The sequence below is a fragment of the Spirochaetota bacterium genome (assembly GCA_030154445.1).
Lineage (GTDB): Bacteria > Spirochaetota > Brevinematia > Brevinematales > Brevinemataceae > Brevinema_A.
Genome location: JAGUQW010000005.1, coordinates 20,222 through 40,400 on the forward strand (window position 1 = coordinate 20,222; position 20,179 = coordinate 40,400).

Here is a 20,179-nt window from a genome sequence, read left to right on the forward strand (position 1 = left end):
AAAGATTTTATAGGAATCTAAGCAATTTTTATTTGTTTTGATCTTTCGCTAATTTTTGTCGTATTATTTCAATAGGACTAGTAATAATATTCAAAACAGATGCAGCCATCATTGAAACCACAACTACTAATCCAAAATAAGATCCACTTGATAAATTCAAAAAAGATAATTTCGATATTATCAGTGGGTGAATTAAATAGATACCATAGGATAAATCTCCTATTTTTCTATCTATAACATTATTTTTGAAAAGTTTGAATAAAAAAGGAATAGCTATGGTTAATGAAATGAAATATATTAATTTTAAAACACGAAAATCAATAGGGATTTTTCTTATAAAGAATGCTAATATAATAACATTTGTTAATGCAATCCAACCAAATTTTAAAAATTGTTCAGCATAATAATAGGAAAACATACCCAAAATAAAGAAAACTAATTCTGTTGGAAAAAATCGATAGGTATAGGGATCATAAATAAATCCTAATGGGTATAAAAACAAAAATCGTAAAGATAATGATAATATTATTAATAATACTAATATTTTTTTAGGATATTTGATTAAAAATGGTGCTATAGTATAAAAATAAATTTCTAGGCTTATAGTCCAAGCTACCATCAGTAACGAATGCTTCAGATATATAGAATGTAACGAATCTCGAAAATTCATAACAAAATCCAAAGTTTTTTCAGGAGTGATTTCTAACCATAAACTCCAATCTGAACCTATCATAAATATATTATATATAAATACATATAAGCGAGTTAACACACTATAACTACTATCTAAAAAAATTTTTCCAAAATTGTTTGGATCTATTAATAATATTAAACATATTATTAATAGATAAATAGGATATAAGCGTAATATTCTATTTATCCAAAAAGATCTCATACTACTATACTTCGTTTTTAAAATCATTGATGTATAAAACCCTGAAACTATAAAAAAGATTGTACTGACATTATTGAATTCATCATACCATCCATAAAACTAAAAGAAGCCATATGAGATCGAACCACTACTAAACTTAAAAACAATCTAAATATTCCCATATGATTATCCTGTATTTATATTTATCTCTATAAAAACACCCTCAGATTTCTCTAAGGGTGTTTTTTTATATCATTGATTTATTTAGCAGATTCATCTACTTGTAATACTGGTTTTCTCTTACCTATGATTTTTAAGGAATCATAATGTTTGATACCAGTACCAGCAGGGATCAATTGTCCAATAACAAGATTTTCTTTTAATCCTTGCAAGGTATCTACAGCACCTCTTAAAGCAGCTCCAGAAAGAACTTTTGGTGTTTCTTGGAATGAAGCAGCTGATAAGAAACTTTCTGTAACAAGAGCAGCTTTTGTTAGTCCCATTAGGATAGGTCTAGCTTTTGAAGCCTGTCCACCTTGAGCACACACATTATTGTTTTCTTTTTCAAAAAGATGTCTATCTACAATTTGACCTGTAATAAACTCTGTATCACCAGGATCAGTAATTTCAACTTTACGAAGCATTTGACGAATAATAATAGAAATATGCTTTTCGTTGATTTCCACCCCTTGTAATCCATAAACATCTTGTATTTCTTCAAGAAGGAATTGCTCAACAGCATTTTGCCCTAATACTCTTAAAATATCATGCGGACTTACAATACCATCACACAATGGCTCTCCAGCTTCTACTCTATCTCCAATACGAACATAAATATTTTTACCAGCAACTACAAAATGACTAAATATTCTTCCATTAAAAGCCTGAACATTAATAGTATATTTACCTTTTTTCTGAACAATACTTTCAACGATACCTTCACAAAGAGCAATAACAGCAACATTTTTAGGTTGACGAGATTCAAATAGTTCAGTAACCCTTGGAAGCCCACCAATAATATCCTTTGTTCTACGCTTTGCCATAGGACGACGAGCAACAGTAGCACCAGGTTTTACACGACTACCTTCTTCAACAGCTAATGAAACTCCAGAAATAATCATAAATCTTTCTAATTCATTATCTTCATCATCAACAACTAATAGAATAGATTTGTCTTTTTCTATAACACCATCTGTTTCTTTTTCAAAATATTTAATAATACCTTCAAATTCACAAATATAAAGTTCGTTATAAGGATCAAATTCTACAATAGAAGTTCCTCTAGCTATCATAATACCAGCTTTTACTAATAAAGTAGAACCAACACGAATTGGATAAGCATATCGTTGTGATTCAAGAGCTAATAATGAATCATTAACCTTTTTAATAACAACACGCCGTCCAAAACGAATTTCTTCACCAGTTTTACGAATAGCTACCGTATGTTCTGCTGCAATTTCTTTGTTGTTCAATTTGTCAACATCTGCTGGATTTTGTAATTCATCAATAGAGATTTGTAAAAGTACTTTTTGAACTTCTACGACACCTTTACGAGAAATAATGTTTTCAATTCCATTTTCTGTTTGTTTTTGAACAACACTTTCAGGAACAGATAGTAAAAAAGCATCATAAGAAAGTGCTAGTTTATTATCTTCTGATGTAGCTTGTGCTGTACCACCAATATGGAAAGTACGCATTGTTAATTGTGTTCCAGGTTGTCCAATAGATTCTGCTGCAATAATACCAACAGCTTCTCCGATATTAACACTTTTTAATTGAGAAAGATCCCAACCATAACATTTTCCACAAACACCTTGAGGAGCTTCACAAGTAAGTACAGAACGAATACGAAGTTTGTCAATATCAGCTTCATCGATCATTCTTACTGCGTCTTCATCAATAATTTCATTTGCTTCAACAATCAAATTACCATTACGAGGATCAAATACATCAACAGCAGATACACGACCTAAACAACGATCTGCTAAAGTTTTTTTAATTTCTTCTCCGTTTCTAACTGTTTCCAATTCCATATAACGAAGTGTTTCACAATCATGTGTTGTAATAACAACATCTTGAGAAATATCAACTAGTTTCCGAGTCAAATAACCTGCATCGGCTGTTTTAAGTGCTGTATCAGCAAGACCCTTACGAGCACCATGACTTGAGATAAAATATTCAAGTACAGAAAGCCCTTCTTTAAAGTTGGAACGAATAGCCATTTCTAGAATTTCTCCAGAAGGTTTAGCCATCAATCCACGCATACCTGAAAGTTGACGGATTTGTTCTCTACTACCACGAGCACCAGAGTCCATCATAACATAAAGAGCATTGAATCCATCTTCATCTTCATGCAAACGAGATTCCACAAGCTTTTTAATTCTATCGTTGGCTTGTGCCCAAATATCTAATACTTGGTTATATTTCTCAGCATAAGTAATCAAACCACGACGCGCGTTGTCTTCAATTTTTTGCACTTCTTTTTCAGCTTTTTCAACAATACCATATTTTTCTTGTGGTATTTTAATATCAGTAAGAGAAATAGTTACCCCTAATTTGGTAGCATGTCCATACCCTAAAGTTTTCAAATCATCTGCTAAATAAGCAGTTTCTTTAATACCATAGATACGATAACAAGCTGCAAGTAATTTTTCTACACGCTTAGAAGTAAGTGTTTCATTGATAAATCCTAATTTTTTAGGAATAACTTCATTAAATATTACACGACCAGGAGTAGTTTCTACCCATTCACCTTCAATTTTGAATTGTATCCAATCTTCATAAGCAAATATTTTCGAATCTACAGCAAATAACAATTCTGAGTAAGAATCAAATTTTTTGATTCTTTCAGGTTTGTGTAGTTTTGGTTTTGTTAAATGATAAATTCCTAATACCATATCCTGTGTTGGATATACTACAGGGTGACCATTCGCAGGGTTGAGTAAATTTCTACTAGAGAGCATTAACAACCATGCTTCAATTTGAGCTTCTGGAGAAATCGGTACATGTACCGCCATTTGGTCTCCATCAAAGTCAGCATTATAAGCATGACACACAAGAGGATGTAATTGTATTGCTTTTTCTTCAACAAGAATAGGTTCAAATGCTTGAATTCCTAGACGATGGAGTGTAGGTGCACGATTAAGAAGAACAGGATGATGACTAGCTACATTTTCAAGAATTTCCCAAACTTTTTCATGTTCAATTTCTATTAAATGTTTAGCTGCTTTAATATTTGACACAAATTCTTTTTCGACAAGCTCTCTCATCACAAATGGTTTAAATAATTCAAGAGCCATTTGTTTTGGAAGTCCACATTGATGTAATTTCAAACTAGGTCCAACAATAATTACAGAACGCCCAGAATAGTCAACACGCTTTCCTAGTAAATTTTGTCTAAAACGACCTTGCTTACCTTTGAGAATATCAGATAGAGATTTTAATGGTCTATCACCACCACCTGTAACAGGATGTGCACGGCGTGAATTATCAAATAAAGAGTCTGCTGCATCTTGTACCATTCTCATTTCATTTTTGATAATAATATCTGGTGCATTAACTGATTTTAGTTTTTTAAGTCTATTATTTCTATTAATCAAACGACGATAAAGATCATTAATATCAGAAGTTGCAAAACGACCACCATCTAGTGGAACCATAGGACGCAAATCCGGTGGTAACACAGGAATAGCATCTAAAATAATCCATTCAGGTTTGTTTTTTGATTTTCTAAGATCTTCAATAAGTTCCAATCTTTTAATAATTTTTTTGTCACTTTTATTTTGATATTCATTAGTAGAACGAAGTTCATCAGCTAATCCATCCAAATCAATATTTCTAAGGATTTGACGAACTGAACCTGCTCCTGAACCTGCAGTGAAAGCTTCTTTATAACGATCACGATATTCATCATATTCTTCATCGGTCAACACTTGGTTAGGTTTTAGATCTGTTTCACCGGGATCAATCACAATATATTTTTCAAAATATAAAATGCTTTGAATATGACTAGGCGCAACATCTAATAGAATAGCAATTTTTGAAGGAATAATTCTATAATACCAAATATGAGCGATAGGAGCAACAAGTTCTATATGACCTGTTCTATAACGACGAACTTTAGCCTCTGTAACTTCTACACCACAACGATCACACACGATTCCTTTGTAACGAATAGATCTGAATTTGCCACAAGAACATTCATAATCTTTTGTTGGCCCAAAAATACGCTCACAAAAGAGTCCATCTTTTTCAGCTCTTAATGTTCTATAATTTATTGTTTCTGGTTTTAATACTTCACCATGAGATAAAGATCTCACTAGTTCAGAACTTGCTAGATTAACGGAAATAGCACCGAAGCCTTGCTTTTCTTTCATACTTCGTATCCTCTCTAAGAGTTTGAAACTCTTTATATTTAATAGTCTTGTCGTTTCATAACAACACTAAATGAGATGTACTCTCATATCGAGCATTTCTTTTTCTTTTTCGTTTAATGGAACACATTTACCCGATTTATCATACACTTGAATATCAAGCGCAAGTCCTCTAAGTTCTTGTATAAGAACATTAAAAGATTCTGGAATACTTGGTGAAGAAACTCTTTTACCTTTGATAATTCCTTCATAAACACGAATCCGTCCATCAGTATCATCTGATTTCACTGTCATCATCTCTTGAAGTAAATTAGCAACACCATAAGCTTCTAATGCCCAAACTTCCATTTCTCCTAAACGCTGACCACCAAAGTTAGCTTTACCACGAAGTGGTTGCTGGGTAACAAGTGAGTATGGGCCAACAGAACGAGCATGTAATTTATCATCAACCATGTGATTGAGTTTGAGAACATACATAACACCAACAAACACTTGTTTTTGGAAGTATTCCCCAGTGCGTCCATCACGAAGTTTGTATTTTCCAGTTTTGGTCAGTTTTACTTCTTCCCAATATTTTTCAATTTCTTCTTTTGTTTCTCCGTATTTGGTACGCTCTTCAATCAGATCTTCTAATATTTTATTATTAGCAAAATCTGTTTGTTCATCAATTTGATCTAAAGAAGCACCTTGAAAAGCAGCACATTGATATTTGACACCAAGTTTCAATCCAGCCATACCAAGATATGTTTCGAACAATTGTCCAAGGTTCATACGAGATGGAACACCTAGAGGATTTAAAACAACATCTACTGGAGTACCATCTGGAAGAAATGGCATATCTTCTTCACGCATAACTCTAGAGACAACCCCTTTGTTTCCATGACGACCTGCAATTTTATCACCAGGTTTGATTTTTCGTTTTTTAGCAAGATAAACTTTGATAAGCTTCAAGACACCAGGAGATAATTCATCTCCGTTTTTGATAGTAAATATTTTAACATCAACTACTACACCGTCTTCACCATGAGGTACACGCTGAGATGTATCACGAACATCTTTAGCTTTTTCACCAAAGATCGCATGTAACAATCTAAATTCAGGAGTTTCTGTAGGCTCTCCTTTTGGAGTTACTTTACCAACAAGAATATCCCCAGGTTTGACATAAGCACCAACACGGATAATACCATCTTCATCTAAATTACGAAGTGCTTCTTCACCGATATTTGGGATTTCTCTAGTAATTTCTTCTGGACCTTGTTTTGTTTCAAGAGCAGGGCATTCGAATACGGTAGTGTAAATAGAAGTGAAATCATCCTCTTTGATGAGTCTTTCAGACATCAGAACCGCATCTTCATAGTTATATCCATTCCAAGGCATAAAAGCAACAACAGCATTTTTACCTAACGCTAATTCACCTTGGTCTGTACCAAATCCATCTGCAATAACTTGCCCTTTAATAACTTTTTCCCCAACATTAACAATAGGTTTTTGGTTAAAACTTGTATCTTGATTGGTTCTTCTAAATTTAGAAAGTTTATAAGCCTTAGTACCTGATTTGGTTTTAAGTTCTATATTTTTAGAATCAACTTTTATGATTTCCCCATCTTCTTTAGCAAGGATAGCGGCACGAGAATCTCTCGCTACCAAATATTCCATACCAGTTCCAACAATAGGAGAATTCCCTCTAAGAAGAGGCATCGCTTGGCGTTGCATATTCGATCCCATAAGAGCACGGTTGGCATCATCATTTTCAACAAATGGAATTAAAGCAGCAGATACAGATAATAATTGTAATGCAGATACATCCATCAATTGAATTTTACTAGCAGGAACTAACTCATATTCACCTTTGTAACGCACCCGAGGAAATTCCTCAGTGATTTTGAAAGTTTTACTCATTTCCACATTCACAGGAGCAATATACATATTTTCTTCTTCATTAGCAGAAAGATATACAATTTCTTTGGTAACTTGACTATCTTTTACAACTAAATAAGGTGTTTCAAGAAATCCATAATGATTTACTTTTGCAAAAATAGAAAGTGATACAATAAGTCCAATATTTGGACCTTCGGGAGTTTCGATAGGACATACTCGACCATAATGAGTATAGTGAACATCACGAACTTCAAAACCAGCTCTATCTCTCGAAAGACCACCAGGGCCTAAAGCTGAAAGACGGCGTTTGTGAGTAAGTTCTGAAATAGGATTGATTTGATCCATAAACTGAGATAATTGACTCATTCCAAAGAAATCATTAATAGAAGACATAATTGGTTTGACATTAATAATATTTTGAGGAGACAAATCTTCTATATCTCTTGTAGATAATTTTTCATAAATAGATTTTTCAACAGTGATAAAAGCAACACTAATAGCATCAACAATAAGTTCACTAACACTACGAACACGACGATTACCCAAATGATCCACATCATCAATTGGAGCTTCCTCATTAGAAACAGCAATCAAATGATTAAGAGTTGCAGAAATATCTTCAAAAGAAAGAGTAAATGATTCTAGAAGAGCATCTCTATCTTGCTTGTCAAGTTCTTGATATAATTTCATCACTAATTTGTATCGACCAACTTCACCAAGATCATAATAACGATTATTAAAGAACATATTATTAAGATCACGAACAATCACATCAAAAGGAGCTGCTTCACCTGGATGCAAAATACTATAGATTTTTTTCACTGCTTTTTGGATATTATCTTTTGTGTCATCTTTTTCAAGCGTATTTACAAGAGCTCTATTTTTGAGTAAAGAATCACTGTTAATAATTTTAAGAGACGCAATCCCTTTTTGAAATAGTTGATTGACTGTATTAGGAAAAAGTTTGTCCATCGCTGAAACAATAGGTTTATTTTCATCATCAAGAATTGTTTCACCAACATATTGTCCAACTAACTTGGAAATAGCTTCAGAATCAGAGTTAAGAGAAACATCTGTCATTTCAAAGAAGCGTGCTACGATATCTTCTACAGTCATACCCAAAGAAAGAAGTAATGTAGTTACAAGAACTTTACGACGAGAATCTATACGAACATACATAAGATCTTTTTTACTATCAACTAAAAATTCTAACCAAGAACCTTTTTCAGGAACAATTTTAGCAGCAAACTCTTTGTTTTTAGCACTGAATAAAACACCTGGAGATTTGTAAATTTGATTCACAACAACACGCTCAGCTCCATTAATAATAAAAGTGCCCCGATCTGTCATAATAGGAAAATCACCTATGTAGATATCTTTTTCTTTGATCTCTCCAGTTTTACGATCTATGAGACGAAAAATAACTTTGATAGGTGCACTATATGTGAGATTTTTATCAAAAGCTTCATCTTGAGAATATTTGAGTTCACCAATATCATAGTGAACATATTCAATAACTATATTTCCATCTGTACTTTCAATAGGAAAAACAGATCTAAAAACACCTTCAAGACCTTTTAGTTCCCTTTTATTAGATGCAACACCCTCTTGTAAAAATTCCGCAAAAGATTCTAGCTGTATTGCTAATAAATCGGGAGCTTCCGTTTGAGTTTGAAATTCAGCAAAGGAAACACGCTTGATGATTGGCGCCATAACATTCTCCATATAATTTTAATATTACCAAAAGACTTTAATCATCTTTAGGTTGTGAATCACTCACAAATTTTATAAATAAAAACGTATACATACCCCCATCAAATGATAGGGGTATGTATATAATATGATAATTTAGTATCAATAATAAAGTAAATAGTATGCTATTAGAAAAAATAAAACAATATTATTTAATTTCTACTACAGCACCTGCAGCTTTAAGTTTTTCTGCAATTTGATCAGCTTCAGCTTGTTCAATATCAGCTTTAAGAGGAGTAGCTCCTTTACTTTCAGCCATTTCTTTAGCTTCTTTAAGTCCAAGACCTGTGAGTTCACGGATAGCTTTTATAACTTCGATCTTGCTTGTGCCAGGATCTGTAACAAATACAGATACAGTTGTAGATGCTGCATCTCCAGCATCTCCAGCTCCAGCTGCTGGTGCAGCTGCTACAGTTGCTTGCACATCAAATTCAACTTCAATTTTTTTACGAAGGTCATTTAATTCAAGAACAGTTAGATCTTTAATTAAATCAAATACTTTAGTTACGTTATCAGCCATTTTTTTCTCCTATGATGTAGAAAGTTTCAACTTTCTATGGGGTATTACACTAAAATCACATCTTTTAGTTAAAAGGTAATTTATTATTATTAAGCCTGTTCTTTTTTATTCGCAAGAGCTTCTAAAGTTCCATTGAACATTGAAATCACAGAATTCATTCCACCAGCGATCATAGCGATAATCTCAATACGACCTGGTAGTTTTGAAAGTTCAATGATTTCCGCTTGAGCATATTCAGTTTTTGCTACGACACCAGCTTTAAATCCAAAAAATTGATTTTCTTTTGCAAAATTACCTAATACTCTAAGAGTAGCCATTGCATCTTCTTTTCCAAGGACAATCATAGTTGATTCTTTAAGATGATCATCCATACTTGTGATTTTATTTTCATGCAAAGCATGTTTTAGAAGACGATTTTTTATAACTTGAGCTTTTGAATTGACTGCAAATAATTTTCTACGAAGATCATTCATATTAGCTACAGACAATCCCTGAAAAGAACAAACCGCAAAACCATCAGCTTCAGCAATATCTTTAACAAGAACTTTTGTTAATTCAATTTTATCTGCTTTTTTTAACATTATTTTTCTCCTACACTGTCACTTTTTTATAATCAATACTTATAGAAGGACCCATTGTAGAAGTGAGTGATAATGACTTAATGTATTCACCTTTCAAATCACTTGGTTTATTTCTTATAATCAATTGATGAACAGCTAAGATATTTTCAGTCAATTCTTGCTCTGTTTTAGAACCTTTACCAACAACAATATGAAAGTTACCAGTTTTATCTCCACGAATTTCGATTTTACCAGCTTTAAATTCTTTAACAACACGATCGATTTCTAGCGTTACATTTCCTGTTTTAGGAGAAGGCATTAATTTGCGTCTACCTAAACCAGATGCAACAACTGCCAAACGAGGCATCATATCAGGTGTTGCTACAACAGCATCAAAATCAAACCAACCACCTTTGATTTTTTGAATAAGATCATCTGAACCAATAAAATCTGCTCCAGCAGTTTTCGCACTTGTAGCATGCTCACCTTCAGCAAAAACAAGAACTTTTACTTCTTTACCAACATTATGAGGCATTACTAAAGTATCGCGAATACTATGTTTTTGCTTAATATTAAGATTGTAATGTAATTCAATAGTCTCATCAAATTTTGCATTAGCAAGTTCTTTTATCATTTTTGTCGCATCTTCCAAATTATAAGTTTGAAGTAAATCAAACTTTGTAATATTTTCTAATTGACGTTTTGTTCCTTTATAACGGACACCGTTATGAATAAGTGTACCCATATTAAGCCTCCGTCTCAACGCCCATATTTCTTGCAGTTCCTTCAATAACACGCATTGCTGCTTCTATTGTGAATGCATTCAAATCAGGCATTTTAAGTTCAGCAATCTTACGTACTTGTTCTTTTGTAAGAGTGCCAACTTTGTTTTTATTAGGCTCAGAAGACCCTTTCGGAATTCCAAGCTCTTTAAGGATAAGATTTGACGCTGGGGGGGTTTTTAATACGAATGAAAAAGTTCTATCTGCATAGATAGTAACTTCAACAGGTATTACAAACCCACCTTTATCCTTTGTAGCATTATTAAACTGAGTACAAAAATCCATCAACTTAATTCCCTTTGGTCCTAAAGCGGTACCAACAGGAGGAGCAGGATTTGCCTGCCCAGCTGGAATTTGAAGTTTAACAACACTAGTGACTTTAGCATTAGGGGCTGCCATATATAAAACTCCCAGATTTATCTCATTTTTTTATAATTAGATAATAGTAGAAGCTCCTATACTAATTACAAAAAAATTTAGTTTATTTTTGTTACTTGTTTATATTCTAATTCAACAGGTGTCATACGACCAAACATCTCTACAGAGATCACAAGTGTGCCTTTTTCACCATAAATTTCACCAACAACACCATCAAAATCTTTGAAAGCACCATCATTAATACGAACTTTTTCACCAATTTCCCAAATACTATTAATATTAGATTCATAACCTTTATTAGCTATGTCGCCTGTTTTTTCAAAAATATTTCTAACTTCTTCAAAACTAAGTGGCGCAGGTTTTCTATTTCCACCACCAGCTGTCAAAAACATCCCCACACCACCAATATTTCTAATATCGGCATAAACAGATTTCCAAGCCATTTCATCTTCAGGAAGATCTAATTCTGCTAACACATAACCTGGATACATTTTTTGTTTCTGAATAACTTTTTTATTTCTTTTTTCAACAATAATATCTTCTTCTGGAACACGCACATCAATAAGCACATCTCTAAGCGTGCCTCCATTCTTTTTTTCAAGCAAACGAGAATGAACTTTATTTTCAAATCCTGTTTGAACCTGAATTACAAACCAACCTCTCGCCATTACTTCATCAACTCTTGAAGCCCTAAACGTGATATCACGTCAACTCCAAATAAAATTCCTGAGAAAATCACCACAAAAATACATGTGGCAATAGTAGCACGCACAACTTCATCTTTTGTTGGCCAAGTAACCTTGCGTAGTTCTTCGAAAGAACCTTTAATCATCTCTACAATGTTTGCCATATTACACCTTACATCTATTTTTATCGCACATTAACTCAAGTGAAAACTCAGGGTAGGGGGGACTCGAACCCACAACACACGGTTTTGGAGACCGTTGCTCTACCATTGGAGCTACTACCCTAGATATATAAAATTACTTTATTTCTTTGTGAATTGTATGCTTACGTTCACGAGAACAATACTTTTTGAGTTCAAGTTTTGTTCTCTCTTGAACCATTTTTTTCGTTTTAGTTGTTGTATAATTACGCTCTGCGCAACTTTCACATTCTAATGTAACAATTAATGACATAATAAGCTCCTTTATTAAGTACTAGCCCACAATCGGAATTGAACCGATGACCCCTTCCTTACCATGGAAGTGCTCTACCGACTGAGCTATGTGGGCATTCTTAAAATTAATCTACAAGAATAGACTTTGGTAAAAATTATACATGATTTTCACTAAAATGTCAATCATTTTAAAAAAAAATTCACAGTACTGCACTTGCATTACAATACTTGTGTTTAGATATTTTTTATTATATAATTAAAATAAAAAATATATTATTATTATATATATTTATAAAGAGTGTTCCATGATTAGAAGTTTTACCCCACAAGATATACCTGATTTTCCTAATATAAAAATATTATCTCACACTAAAAACAAAATATCCAAAGATTATTTATTAATAGAAAGACCACCTTTCATCTCTGTATTTATCAACATTGACAATCAATACGGTATTTTTATAGAACAATATAGACCTATTATTGATAAGATTACGCTAGAAATACCTATGGGGAAAATAGAAAAATTCGATTTATCTATAGAAAGTGCATTAATTAGAGAATTACAAGAAGAGTGTAATTTGTTTTTAGGAGAAGAATCTTCATTTTTATTAGTAAAAAATATCAACACAAAAGCTATAGAAAAACTAAGCTTTACGAATTGTGTCATAACAGCAGAAACCCCGAACTATCTTAGTCCAGGGTTTTCAACATCTCAACAGTATCCTTTTTTGATATCTCTATCAAGCTCATCCAAGAATATTTCTCATATTTTTGACGATTATATACTTTTTTCTCAAGAAACAGATCTAAAAGTACATCTAAAAAAATTAAATCAAGGATTATTCTATCAATTAGATGGTCTAAGTCGTTATTATTTGATCAGTTTTTTGTATCAACAAAGCTTATAAATTTTTTTGTTTGTTAGTATTACATCCATAGAAATATCATACTTATCTTTAGGTAATACATCCAACATATCTTCTTCATAACATACTCCTATTTTTAAGATAGGTGATGTTTTACAGAAAAATCTATCATAAAAACCCATTCCATAACCCAATCGAACACCTTGTTTATCAAAAGCCAAACCAGGTACAAAAATAACATCTATTACTCCCCTATATTCTAAAGTCATAGGTTCTAAAATATCAAATTTTCCCTGTTTGAGATCATCATAAGTATTAAAAAAACAAAAAATCATTTTTGTAGAAGAAATTACTTTGGGTAATAATACTTGAATATTGTTAGCCCAAGCATATTCCCACAAAAGTGTTAAATCCAATTCATTTTTGATAGGATAATAAAACGCTACTACAGAATTTGTTACTAAAAAATTCCTAGATAACAAAGAAATTTGCTGTTTGGCATCAATAATAGTATTATTATTTTTAGATATACGTTGATTGAGAAATGTTGATCTTAGTTGATTTTTGTTCATTAGTCAATCCATTAACATTATATTCATCCGTATGACATTCAAATTTTTCTTTGAGTACTGCAGCATCTTCATATCTTTCTTCATCCACAGCTAAAATCATATCTTGAATAACATTTTTAATCTGAATAGATTTTTGAAATTGCTCAGCTTGATCAATTAACTCCGATACTAATAACTCATGCTCTGTATCTACAGCGTAATCAAGTATTAATAATGATTTATCCAAAAAGATTGGTATATTATTTTTCAATGCATAGAGTAAACCTTCTTCCCATGTATCATAATCATTTGATTCTAAAGTGTGTAATATAGCTTTCATCTGTCTATTATCTTTAGATAAAATACAAAAATTTTGATTTGTATCTTCATTATAATTGTAAATACTATATTCATTTTTTAATTCATTACATAGCTCTTGTACAAATTTGTTTGTTATTTTTTGATAAAAAGCACCTTCTGAAGTTTGAAAACACACGATAAAGTTAGAATCTTCAGAGATGATATTCATATATTCTATAAGAATCATATTTTCCTCTTAAATATTATTTAGAATTTTTAGGTATAATATTAACAATTTTAATAAAATTCTTAATATTCCTTAATACTGATAATATATTAGAGCCCCTTTAATTGATTTTATATTATTTATTCATTATTATATTTGGTAAAACTTGCATTTCTGTCACTTTTCCATTTAAGCCTGATAAATCAGAATGTTTTAGTAACCACACAACAGCAGCAATATATTCCTGTGCAGATTTGAATATTTCTTTTACAGTTTTTCTGTACAATATTTTAGATTCTGCACTTATAGCATCCAAAAGTATTTCATTCCAATTACCAACCATTTCTTTAGAGGTGCCTTCAGAAGTAATAATTTGTGTTAACAAAATATCAAATTGTTCAAATACCGATAAAAGATTCTGTCTTACCATAAATGAATTACGAGATAATTCTTTTTCTTGTTTGTCACTATATTTTTTTTCACCTTTAACATTCTCTACTATTACTATCGTTCGTAATAAACGTAAATAATCATTTACTAACTCATAAAATTTATGTAATTGATTAGTTAACATTTTGATTTCTTTTTTAGCATCAAAGCGTCCTGTTTTACCACCAGGAACAACATAAAAATTCATCTCATTCCATAGGTTATACTCTTTATCAAAATAATCCACCAATACATAAGCATAAAACAACTGATCTGTTGGAGAAAAGAGAGAGCGTAGATCTTTTGTATCTTCAAAAGATGTTAAATACTGCTTAAAATCAATTCTTTCTGCAATAAACATTGACCCGTTTTTAACAATTTCTGATGGAAATATTCCCAATTCATTACTCTCATCCTCTTCAGGTACATCTAGAAAACCTTTCTGTTCATAAAATATTTTTAACTCAGTACTCAATTGACCTATTTTTACAATAGAATTTGAAGTAAGATTCAAAAATTCTTCCAATGTTTGTGGTGTTTTCTTATTGTTGTATCTTACTAAATAGTAATTAACTAATTCTTCAAGCCAAATATACCACTCTATCCATATTAAGAAAAAAACATCATCTATTTTTTTTCTTGTATAACTAAGGTTAATTTTTTGCTTGAAAAAAATTTCATATTGTTCTGCTATCAAATGAACTGCCATTTGCATATATTTGTAATAAGTATAAAAAGTATATAAGCGACTATATATTAATTTCAAATATGTTTCAGATTTATTTACAGATGCAGGCATCGTGTTTTTTAAATCTTCAAACCATTGATCATCAAGCATATGATAAGTATGATACGCTAATTCATATTCATAAAGTAACTGTTGTTGAGCTATATACTCTCGGAAATCTAAAGATTCTTTTGTTGTTGTTTTAAAAACAGGGTCTAATATAACTTTTAAAACAGATACATCTACATAAACTTTTTTTAAAGTCATATCTGTAAATTTTTGAGAAAAAATTGTTGCTCTAAAATTAAAAATATTTGCAAATGTGCATGTCAAACGCACTAAGAAAACATGAAAATTGGAAACTTGCTTCTTTCCTTTTTGAGATTTTTTTTGTGTTGTACCTTTAGACATACTAACTTGAGCTTGTGTACTACTAAAAGGATTTGAACTTTCTCTATTAGGTCTTATATTATGTTCTTCAATTTTCACAATATCCTGCAATTTATTTGGTTTACTAGAATTCAGATTTGGATTTTGATTTGAATTAAAAGTATTATGATCCATTGAAACAACTTTTCCACCAACAGATTGGAATTTTTTAAATAGGTCTTTTTTTACATCACCATCCATATCTGTAATATTTAATCTTGATTTGATCTTATCTGATTTATTTTGTTCTTTCATTTTTTTCCCATAATATTAGTATATTTATACTTTTATTTTCTTTTATATGTTTTTTGAGATCATAACACCATCTAATAAAATATGTGGTGTGAATAATGAATTTTCTTTATGGATTTTATTTTCTAACATAGGAATATTTTTTAATAATTCAAAAACATTCCCTGAAAGCATAATATCTTTCACTTTACCTTTGAGTTGACCATTCTCAATTAAATATGCTGTTTCAGCTAATACAGAAAAATCTCCTGCCATCATATTAGATTGCCCCTCACCTAAAGACATAATCAACATCAATCCATAATCAACAGAAGCGATCATCTCTTCTAAAGACGAGTCACCTATTCCTAAAATTCTATTGGATAATGCTGGAGTAGGCAATGCTAAAGAACTTCTAGAAGCATGACCAGTTGTTTTGGTATTCATTTTTTTTGCAATTGTACAATCATAAATAAAATTTTTAAATATACCCTTTTCAATAATATTTAATTTTGCTCCTATCGTTCCTTCATCATCAAAAGGTGCTGATGCACCTCCATGATGATAATACGGATCATCAATAAAAGTAAACTTTTTATCAAACATCTGCTCATCGACTCTATTGGCAAATAAAGATAATTCTTTGTATAGTGTCTTCCCATTTATAGCTATTTCTATAGGAGATAATAACATATCGACAGAGGATGGTGCGAAAATAACGGGCATTTTTCCTGTTTTTTTCAAAATAGATGCTTGTCTTGATCTTTCCAATCGTTGTTTTAATTCTGTCAAAATAAAAGTAAAATCATAATTATCATCATAAAAAGTTTGAGATTCATACATTTCCAAAAAAGACTCATCATCAGCTAATTCAAACAATCCACCATAAATTGATAACGAAGAAGTTTCGTATTCTCCCACAAAACCGCTAGTATTATTTAAAAATAATTGAGAACAATTATTTTGTGCTCCTGTAGAGACTTTGGCTTGTGGTGCAAATTTTTTAATTTCACTTAATAATTCACCAGAAATATCTTTTAATTCACTTTTATTATACTGTATATTTTTATCACTGTAAAGCCAATTTATGGTATTATAATTATTATTATCAGGAAGCTCTATATCCAGAGATTCTCCAAAAATCGCTGATTCTTTGGCATTTTTTATCATTATATCTGTATGATCAGGATTGTTAACACAAGCATTCCCGACTTTACCATCATCAAAAAGTCGACAATACACAGCAGAATAGGAAACATCATCTATAGAATGTAATTTATCAAAATCAAATGCCAAGGACTGTGAATAGGAAACTTGACCAACAACATCACCCTTGTGTATTTTTTGTACAGAATCTTGAACTGCTTTTTTCACTGTATTTTCATGTTTGTATATACGATTGATCACTACTCCTCCCTGGAAATTAATGAATATGTTAGCATTATTTTTTATTATTGAAACAAGTATATTCCTATTCCACCTGCTAATGTTCCAAACCATATATGATCATTTTCTCTTGTAATTGTTGTAATATCCAATCCTGGAAGTCCATCACTTAATCCAAAATAAGTCCATTTTTTCTTTTTCATATCAAAAATGCTTACCCCAGAACTTAATGTTCCTACCCAAAGTTTGTCATCCATTAATAATAGACTTTCTATATAATCAGATTTTATTTCTGTTTTTCTATATTCTTTGAGTATTTTCCCTGTTGTTTTATGAATCTTCAACAAGCCTTGTCCATAAGTACCTATCCATAAAATATCAGGATCTGTATCTCTAATAATAGTTTTAGCTGATATTTTTGGTAAAAAAGATTCTGTTTTTCCATTTCTGTATACCAACACTCCCTGCTCTGGTGTTGCTATATATAAATCTCCATCAACATGTAATATATCTAAAACACTATGATAAGGAATAATATTTTCCCAACTAATACCATCTTTACTACGAAATACCCCTTTAAATAAAGTTGATACATAGTAATAAAAACCATCATGAGAAATTGTTTTTAATTTGTTATTTTTCATTGCTGGAACACTATGCCATTGAGAATCTGATTTATCATAATACCCTAAGCCAGAATGTGTCGCTATCCATACTTTGTTATTTTGTACTAAGATATCTCTTACATAATTAGAAGGTAGTTTGGTATTACGAGCATTAAAAATATCTAGTTGAAACATCGATCTACTAAAACGAGCCACAGCTCCTGACCACATTCCTATCCACACGTCATCACCATCAAACTCTAAAGCACTAATAGCATTATCTGGCAAGAATTCTAATCGAGAAAAATAACGCCACACTACTCTTCTTTTGAGATAAAATATATCTTTAGAAAGAATATGATTTCCCTTAAGTTTGGCTAATTCTTCTATTGATCTATTGATATAAAATAAAGCTTCAGAGCGTTTTTTCTGAGCATATAAAAAAAATGAAGCTTTGTAAGCTGCTTCGACTTTAATAGCTGTTTCTTTGTCTATAGATTGATAAGATTTAATATATAACACTAACGATTGATTTGTAAGATTTCGTATCATTATTCTATTAGCAGCATCTAAATAAGCTTTAGAAAAATTTAGCTTATGAAAAGATTTCGGGCTTAATTCTATCCATGTAGTTAATAAGTCAATATTTTGTTGCTCTGATAAATCTAACATAATATCTACTAATTCAAATTGTACTATCTGTCGATTTTTGATTTGTTCAAAAGTTACTGTTGCATAATTCACACTATGAAATACAAAAAATATTCCAAATACGACTATATGGCGTGTATTCATCTATTTCTCCTAAAACATAATATTATATTATCGGTATATATTGTATTTAATTAATATAAAAGAAATGGCTTATTTTTAGACTATAAAGAAAATATATTGTATAATATCAGTATATTTGATGTTAGCAGGGCAATTTATGATTAATTATATCAAAAAAATCATTATTAATCAACATTGTATTTCTTGTAAATCCAAAGATACAGAGCCATACTACCATATCTGTCCAAAGTGTATTGATTCATTGACAGTAATGAAAACGTTGAAAAATATTTGTCCTTTGTGTCATAGCACTTGGATAGAAAAAGATATTTGTCAAAATTGTTTTAACAAATCACCGCTTTGGCAGAATATACATACTATATATTCTTATAAAAACAATCATATCAAACAATTATTGCATCTATACAAATTCAAAGATTCATCTTTAGCAGAACATGATCTTGTTGCATTAATAAAACCACATATATCGCTTTTTAAAGATTATCATTTTATTATCACTCCTTGTAGTATTCCAACATACAAACGATTAGGCTATAATCCTGTAACAAGAATTATACAAAAATTAGATCTTGAATTTTCAGAATCATTATCTAAAAACCAAACATTTACAACCAAACATTTAAAAAGACAAGAAAGATTGCAACCAACAGCTGCAATGATATTTCAAGCTGAAAAAATAAATACTGCTAAAAAAATTGTAATTGTAGATGATGTGTTCACTACAGGTTCTACGATTACTCAGGCGTCACTAGCTTTACAATACCATAATCTTATGTATTTTGACATTTTATGTTTTTTTAGAAGCTAAATAAAATTATTGTTATATATATATTATTTTTCAAAAATACCGAAAATATATATTAAAAGAATTATTTGTAGGTAACATAGACCTTATGGATTTTAACAAAATATTTGATACTTATTCTAACGATATTGATACTCCCAAGCGCTCTAATGAATTTGCAGAAATTCCTCCTATGCCTGCAAATATTTTACAAAAAGTAAAAACATTTATTCAAAATTTTGATAGTAACAAAGAGCCCGATAATTCTGTAGATGATATTACAACAAATACTGACCCTATCACAGAAGAAACCTCTGCTTCAAGTGTTCCAGATAATATTTTGGATGTTCTTACTCAACTAGACAAACCTCTTGATCTTTCCTTTGATAATCCTCCTGAGGATATCAATACAGAAAATTCTATTGACGATGACTCTGACTTCGATAATCCTCTTGACAATGATAACTCTGACTTCGATAATCCTCTCGATAATGATGACACCGACTTCGATAATCCTCTCGATAATGATGACACCGACTTCGATAATCCTCTTGACAATGATAACTCTGACTTCGATAATCCTCTCGATAATGATGACACCGACTTCGAT

The 20,179-nt window shown here is 31.1% G+C and carries 18 protein-coding genes and 2 tRNA genes; 3 read left to right on the forward strand and 17 right to left on the reverse strand.

Features of this window, described 5'->3' with window-relative positions; all coding sequences use genetic code 11:
- Positions 1-28 precede the first annotated feature (28 nt).
- From KFW21_03145 to KFW21_03200, 12 genes are all read right to left on the reverse strand, one after another.
- Positions 29-922, reverse strand: coding sequence for an acyltransferase (locus tag KFW21_03145; GenBank protein MDK2818430.1), 894 nt, complete (start codon positions 920-922; stop codon positions 29-31).
- 212 nt (positions 923-1,134) lie between these two features.
- Positions 1,135-5,250, reverse strand: coding sequence for a DNA-directed RNA polymerase subunit beta' (gene rpoC / locus KFW21_03150; protein MDK2818431.1), 4,116 nt, complete (start codon positions 5,248-5,250; stop codon positions 1,135-1,137).
- Between the two features lie 66 nt (positions 5,251-5,316).
- Positions 5,317-8,850, reverse strand: coding sequence for a DNA-directed RNA polymerase subunit beta (rpoB, locus tag KFW21_03155; GenBank protein ID MDK2818432.1), 3,534 nt, complete (start codon positions 8,848-8,850; stop codon positions 5,317-5,319).
- A 175-nt stretch (positions 8,851-9,025) separates the two neighbouring features.
- Positions 9,026-9,397 carry a 50S ribosomal protein L7/L12 gene (gene rplL / locus KFW21_03160; protein MDK2818433.1) on the reverse strand — a complete coding sequence of 124 codons (372 nt, stop codon included), beginning with the start codon at positions 9,395-9,397 and terminating at the stop codon, positions 9,026-9,028.
- Positions 9,398-9,486: 89 nt separating this feature from the next.
- A complete protein-coding gene (locus KFW21_03165; protein MDK2818434.1) occupies positions 9,487-9,978 on the reverse strand; it encodes a 50S ribosomal protein L10 in 492 nt (163 codons plus the stop codon).
- A 10-nt stretch (positions 9,979-9,988) separates the two neighbouring features.
- On the reverse strand, positions 9,989-10,702 hold the full coding sequence (gene rplA / locus KFW21_03170) for a 50S ribosomal protein L1 (GenBank protein ID MDK2818435.1): 714 nt from the start codon (positions 10,700-10,702) through the stop codon (positions 9,989-9,991).
- 1 nt (position 10,703) lies between these two features.
- Entirely contained in the window at positions 10,704-11,138 is a 435-nt protein-coding gene (gene rplK / locus KFW21_03175) for a 50S ribosomal protein L11 (GenBank protein ID MDK2818436.1), read from the reverse strand.
- Positions 11,139-11,215: 77 nt separating this feature from the next.
- Positions 11,216-11,785, reverse strand: coding sequence for a transcription termination/antitermination factor NusG (gene nusG / locus KFW21_03180; protein MDK2818437.1), 570 nt, complete (start codon positions 11,783-11,785; stop codon positions 11,216-11,218).
- Entirely contained in the window at positions 11,785-11,967 is a 183-nt protein-coding gene (gene secE, locus KFW21_03185; protein ID MDK2818438.1) for a preprotein translocase subunit SecE, read from the reverse strand. The genes nusG and secE overlap by 1 nt, the downstream gene beginning before the upstream one ends.
- A gap of 48 nt (positions 11,968-12,015) precedes the next feature.
- Positions 12,016-12,088 (reverse strand) — tRNA-Trp (locus tag KFW21_03190).
- Between the two features lie 12 nt (positions 12,089-12,100).
- Entirely contained in the window at positions 12,101-12,256 is a 156-nt protein-coding gene (rpmG, locus tag KFW21_03195; GenBank protein MDK2818439.1) for a 50S ribosomal protein L33, read from the reverse strand.
- 23 nt (positions 12,257-12,279) lie between these two features.
- Positions 12,280-12,352: transfer RNA gene (locus tag KFW21_03200), tRNA-Thr, on the reverse strand.
- Positions 12,353-12,542: 190 nt separating this feature from the next.
- Between KFW21_03200 and KFW21_03205 the strand changes: the two genes are divergently transcribed.
- Positions 12,543-13,148: a hypothetical protein gene (locus KFW21_03205; GenBank protein ID MDK2818440.1), complete on the forward strand. Its 606-nt coding sequence runs from the start codon at positions 12,543-12,545 to the stop codon at positions 13,146-13,148.
- Here the strand turns inward: KFW21_03205 and KFW21_03210 are convergent.
- The 5 genes from KFW21_03210 to KFW21_03230 all read right to left on the reverse strand — a co-directional run bounded on the left by KFW21_03210 (position 13,133) and on the right by KFW21_03230 (position 18,785).
- Positions 13,133-13,678, reverse strand: coding sequence for a 5-formyltetrahydrofolate cyclo-ligase (locus tag KFW21_03210; GenBank protein MDK2818441.1), 546 nt, complete (start codon positions 13,676-13,678; stop codon positions 13,133-13,135). The two genes, KFW21_03205 and KFW21_03210, sit on opposite strands and share 16 nt — an antisense overlap.
- Positions 13,629-14,204, reverse strand: coding sequence for a hypothetical protein (locus KFW21_03215; protein MDK2818442.1), 576 nt, complete (start codon positions 14,202-14,204; stop codon positions 13,629-13,631). The genes KFW21_03210 and KFW21_03215 overlap by 50 nt, the downstream gene beginning before the upstream one ends.
- 115 nt (positions 14,205-14,319) lie before the next feature.
- Positions 14,320-16,023, reverse strand: a complete 1,704-nt coding sequence (locus tag KFW21_03220) for a hypothetical protein (protein MDK2818443.1) — start codon at positions 16,021-16,023, stop codon at positions 14,320-14,322.
- A gap of 42 nt (positions 16,024-16,065) precedes the next feature.
- The gene (locus KFW21_03225; GenBank protein MDK2818444.1) at positions 16,066-17,406 is read right to left on the reverse strand and encodes a TldD/PmbA family protein; all 1,341 of its coding nucleotides are present in this window, start codon (positions 17,404-17,406) and stop codon (positions 16,066-16,068) included.
- Positions 17,407-17,450: 44 nt separating this feature from the next.
- Positions 17,451-18,785, reverse strand: a complete 1,335-nt coding sequence (locus KFW21_03230; protein MDK2818445.1) for a hypothetical protein — start codon at positions 18,783-18,785, stop codon at positions 17,451-17,453.
- A 118-nt stretch (positions 18,786-18,903) separates the two neighbouring features.
- Between KFW21_03230 and KFW21_03235 the strand changes: the two genes are divergently transcribed.
- Positions 18,904-19,593 carry a ComF family protein gene (locus KFW21_03235; GenBank protein MDK2818446.1) on the forward strand — a complete coding sequence of 230 codons (690 nt, stop codon included), beginning with the start codon at positions 18,904-18,906 and terminating at the stop codon, positions 19,591-19,593.
- An 85-nt stretch (positions 19,594-19,678) separates the two neighbouring features.
- On the forward strand, positions 19,679-20,179 hold a 501-nt coding region (locus KFW21_03240; GenBank protein MDK2818447.1), incomplete at its 3' end, for a hypothetical protein.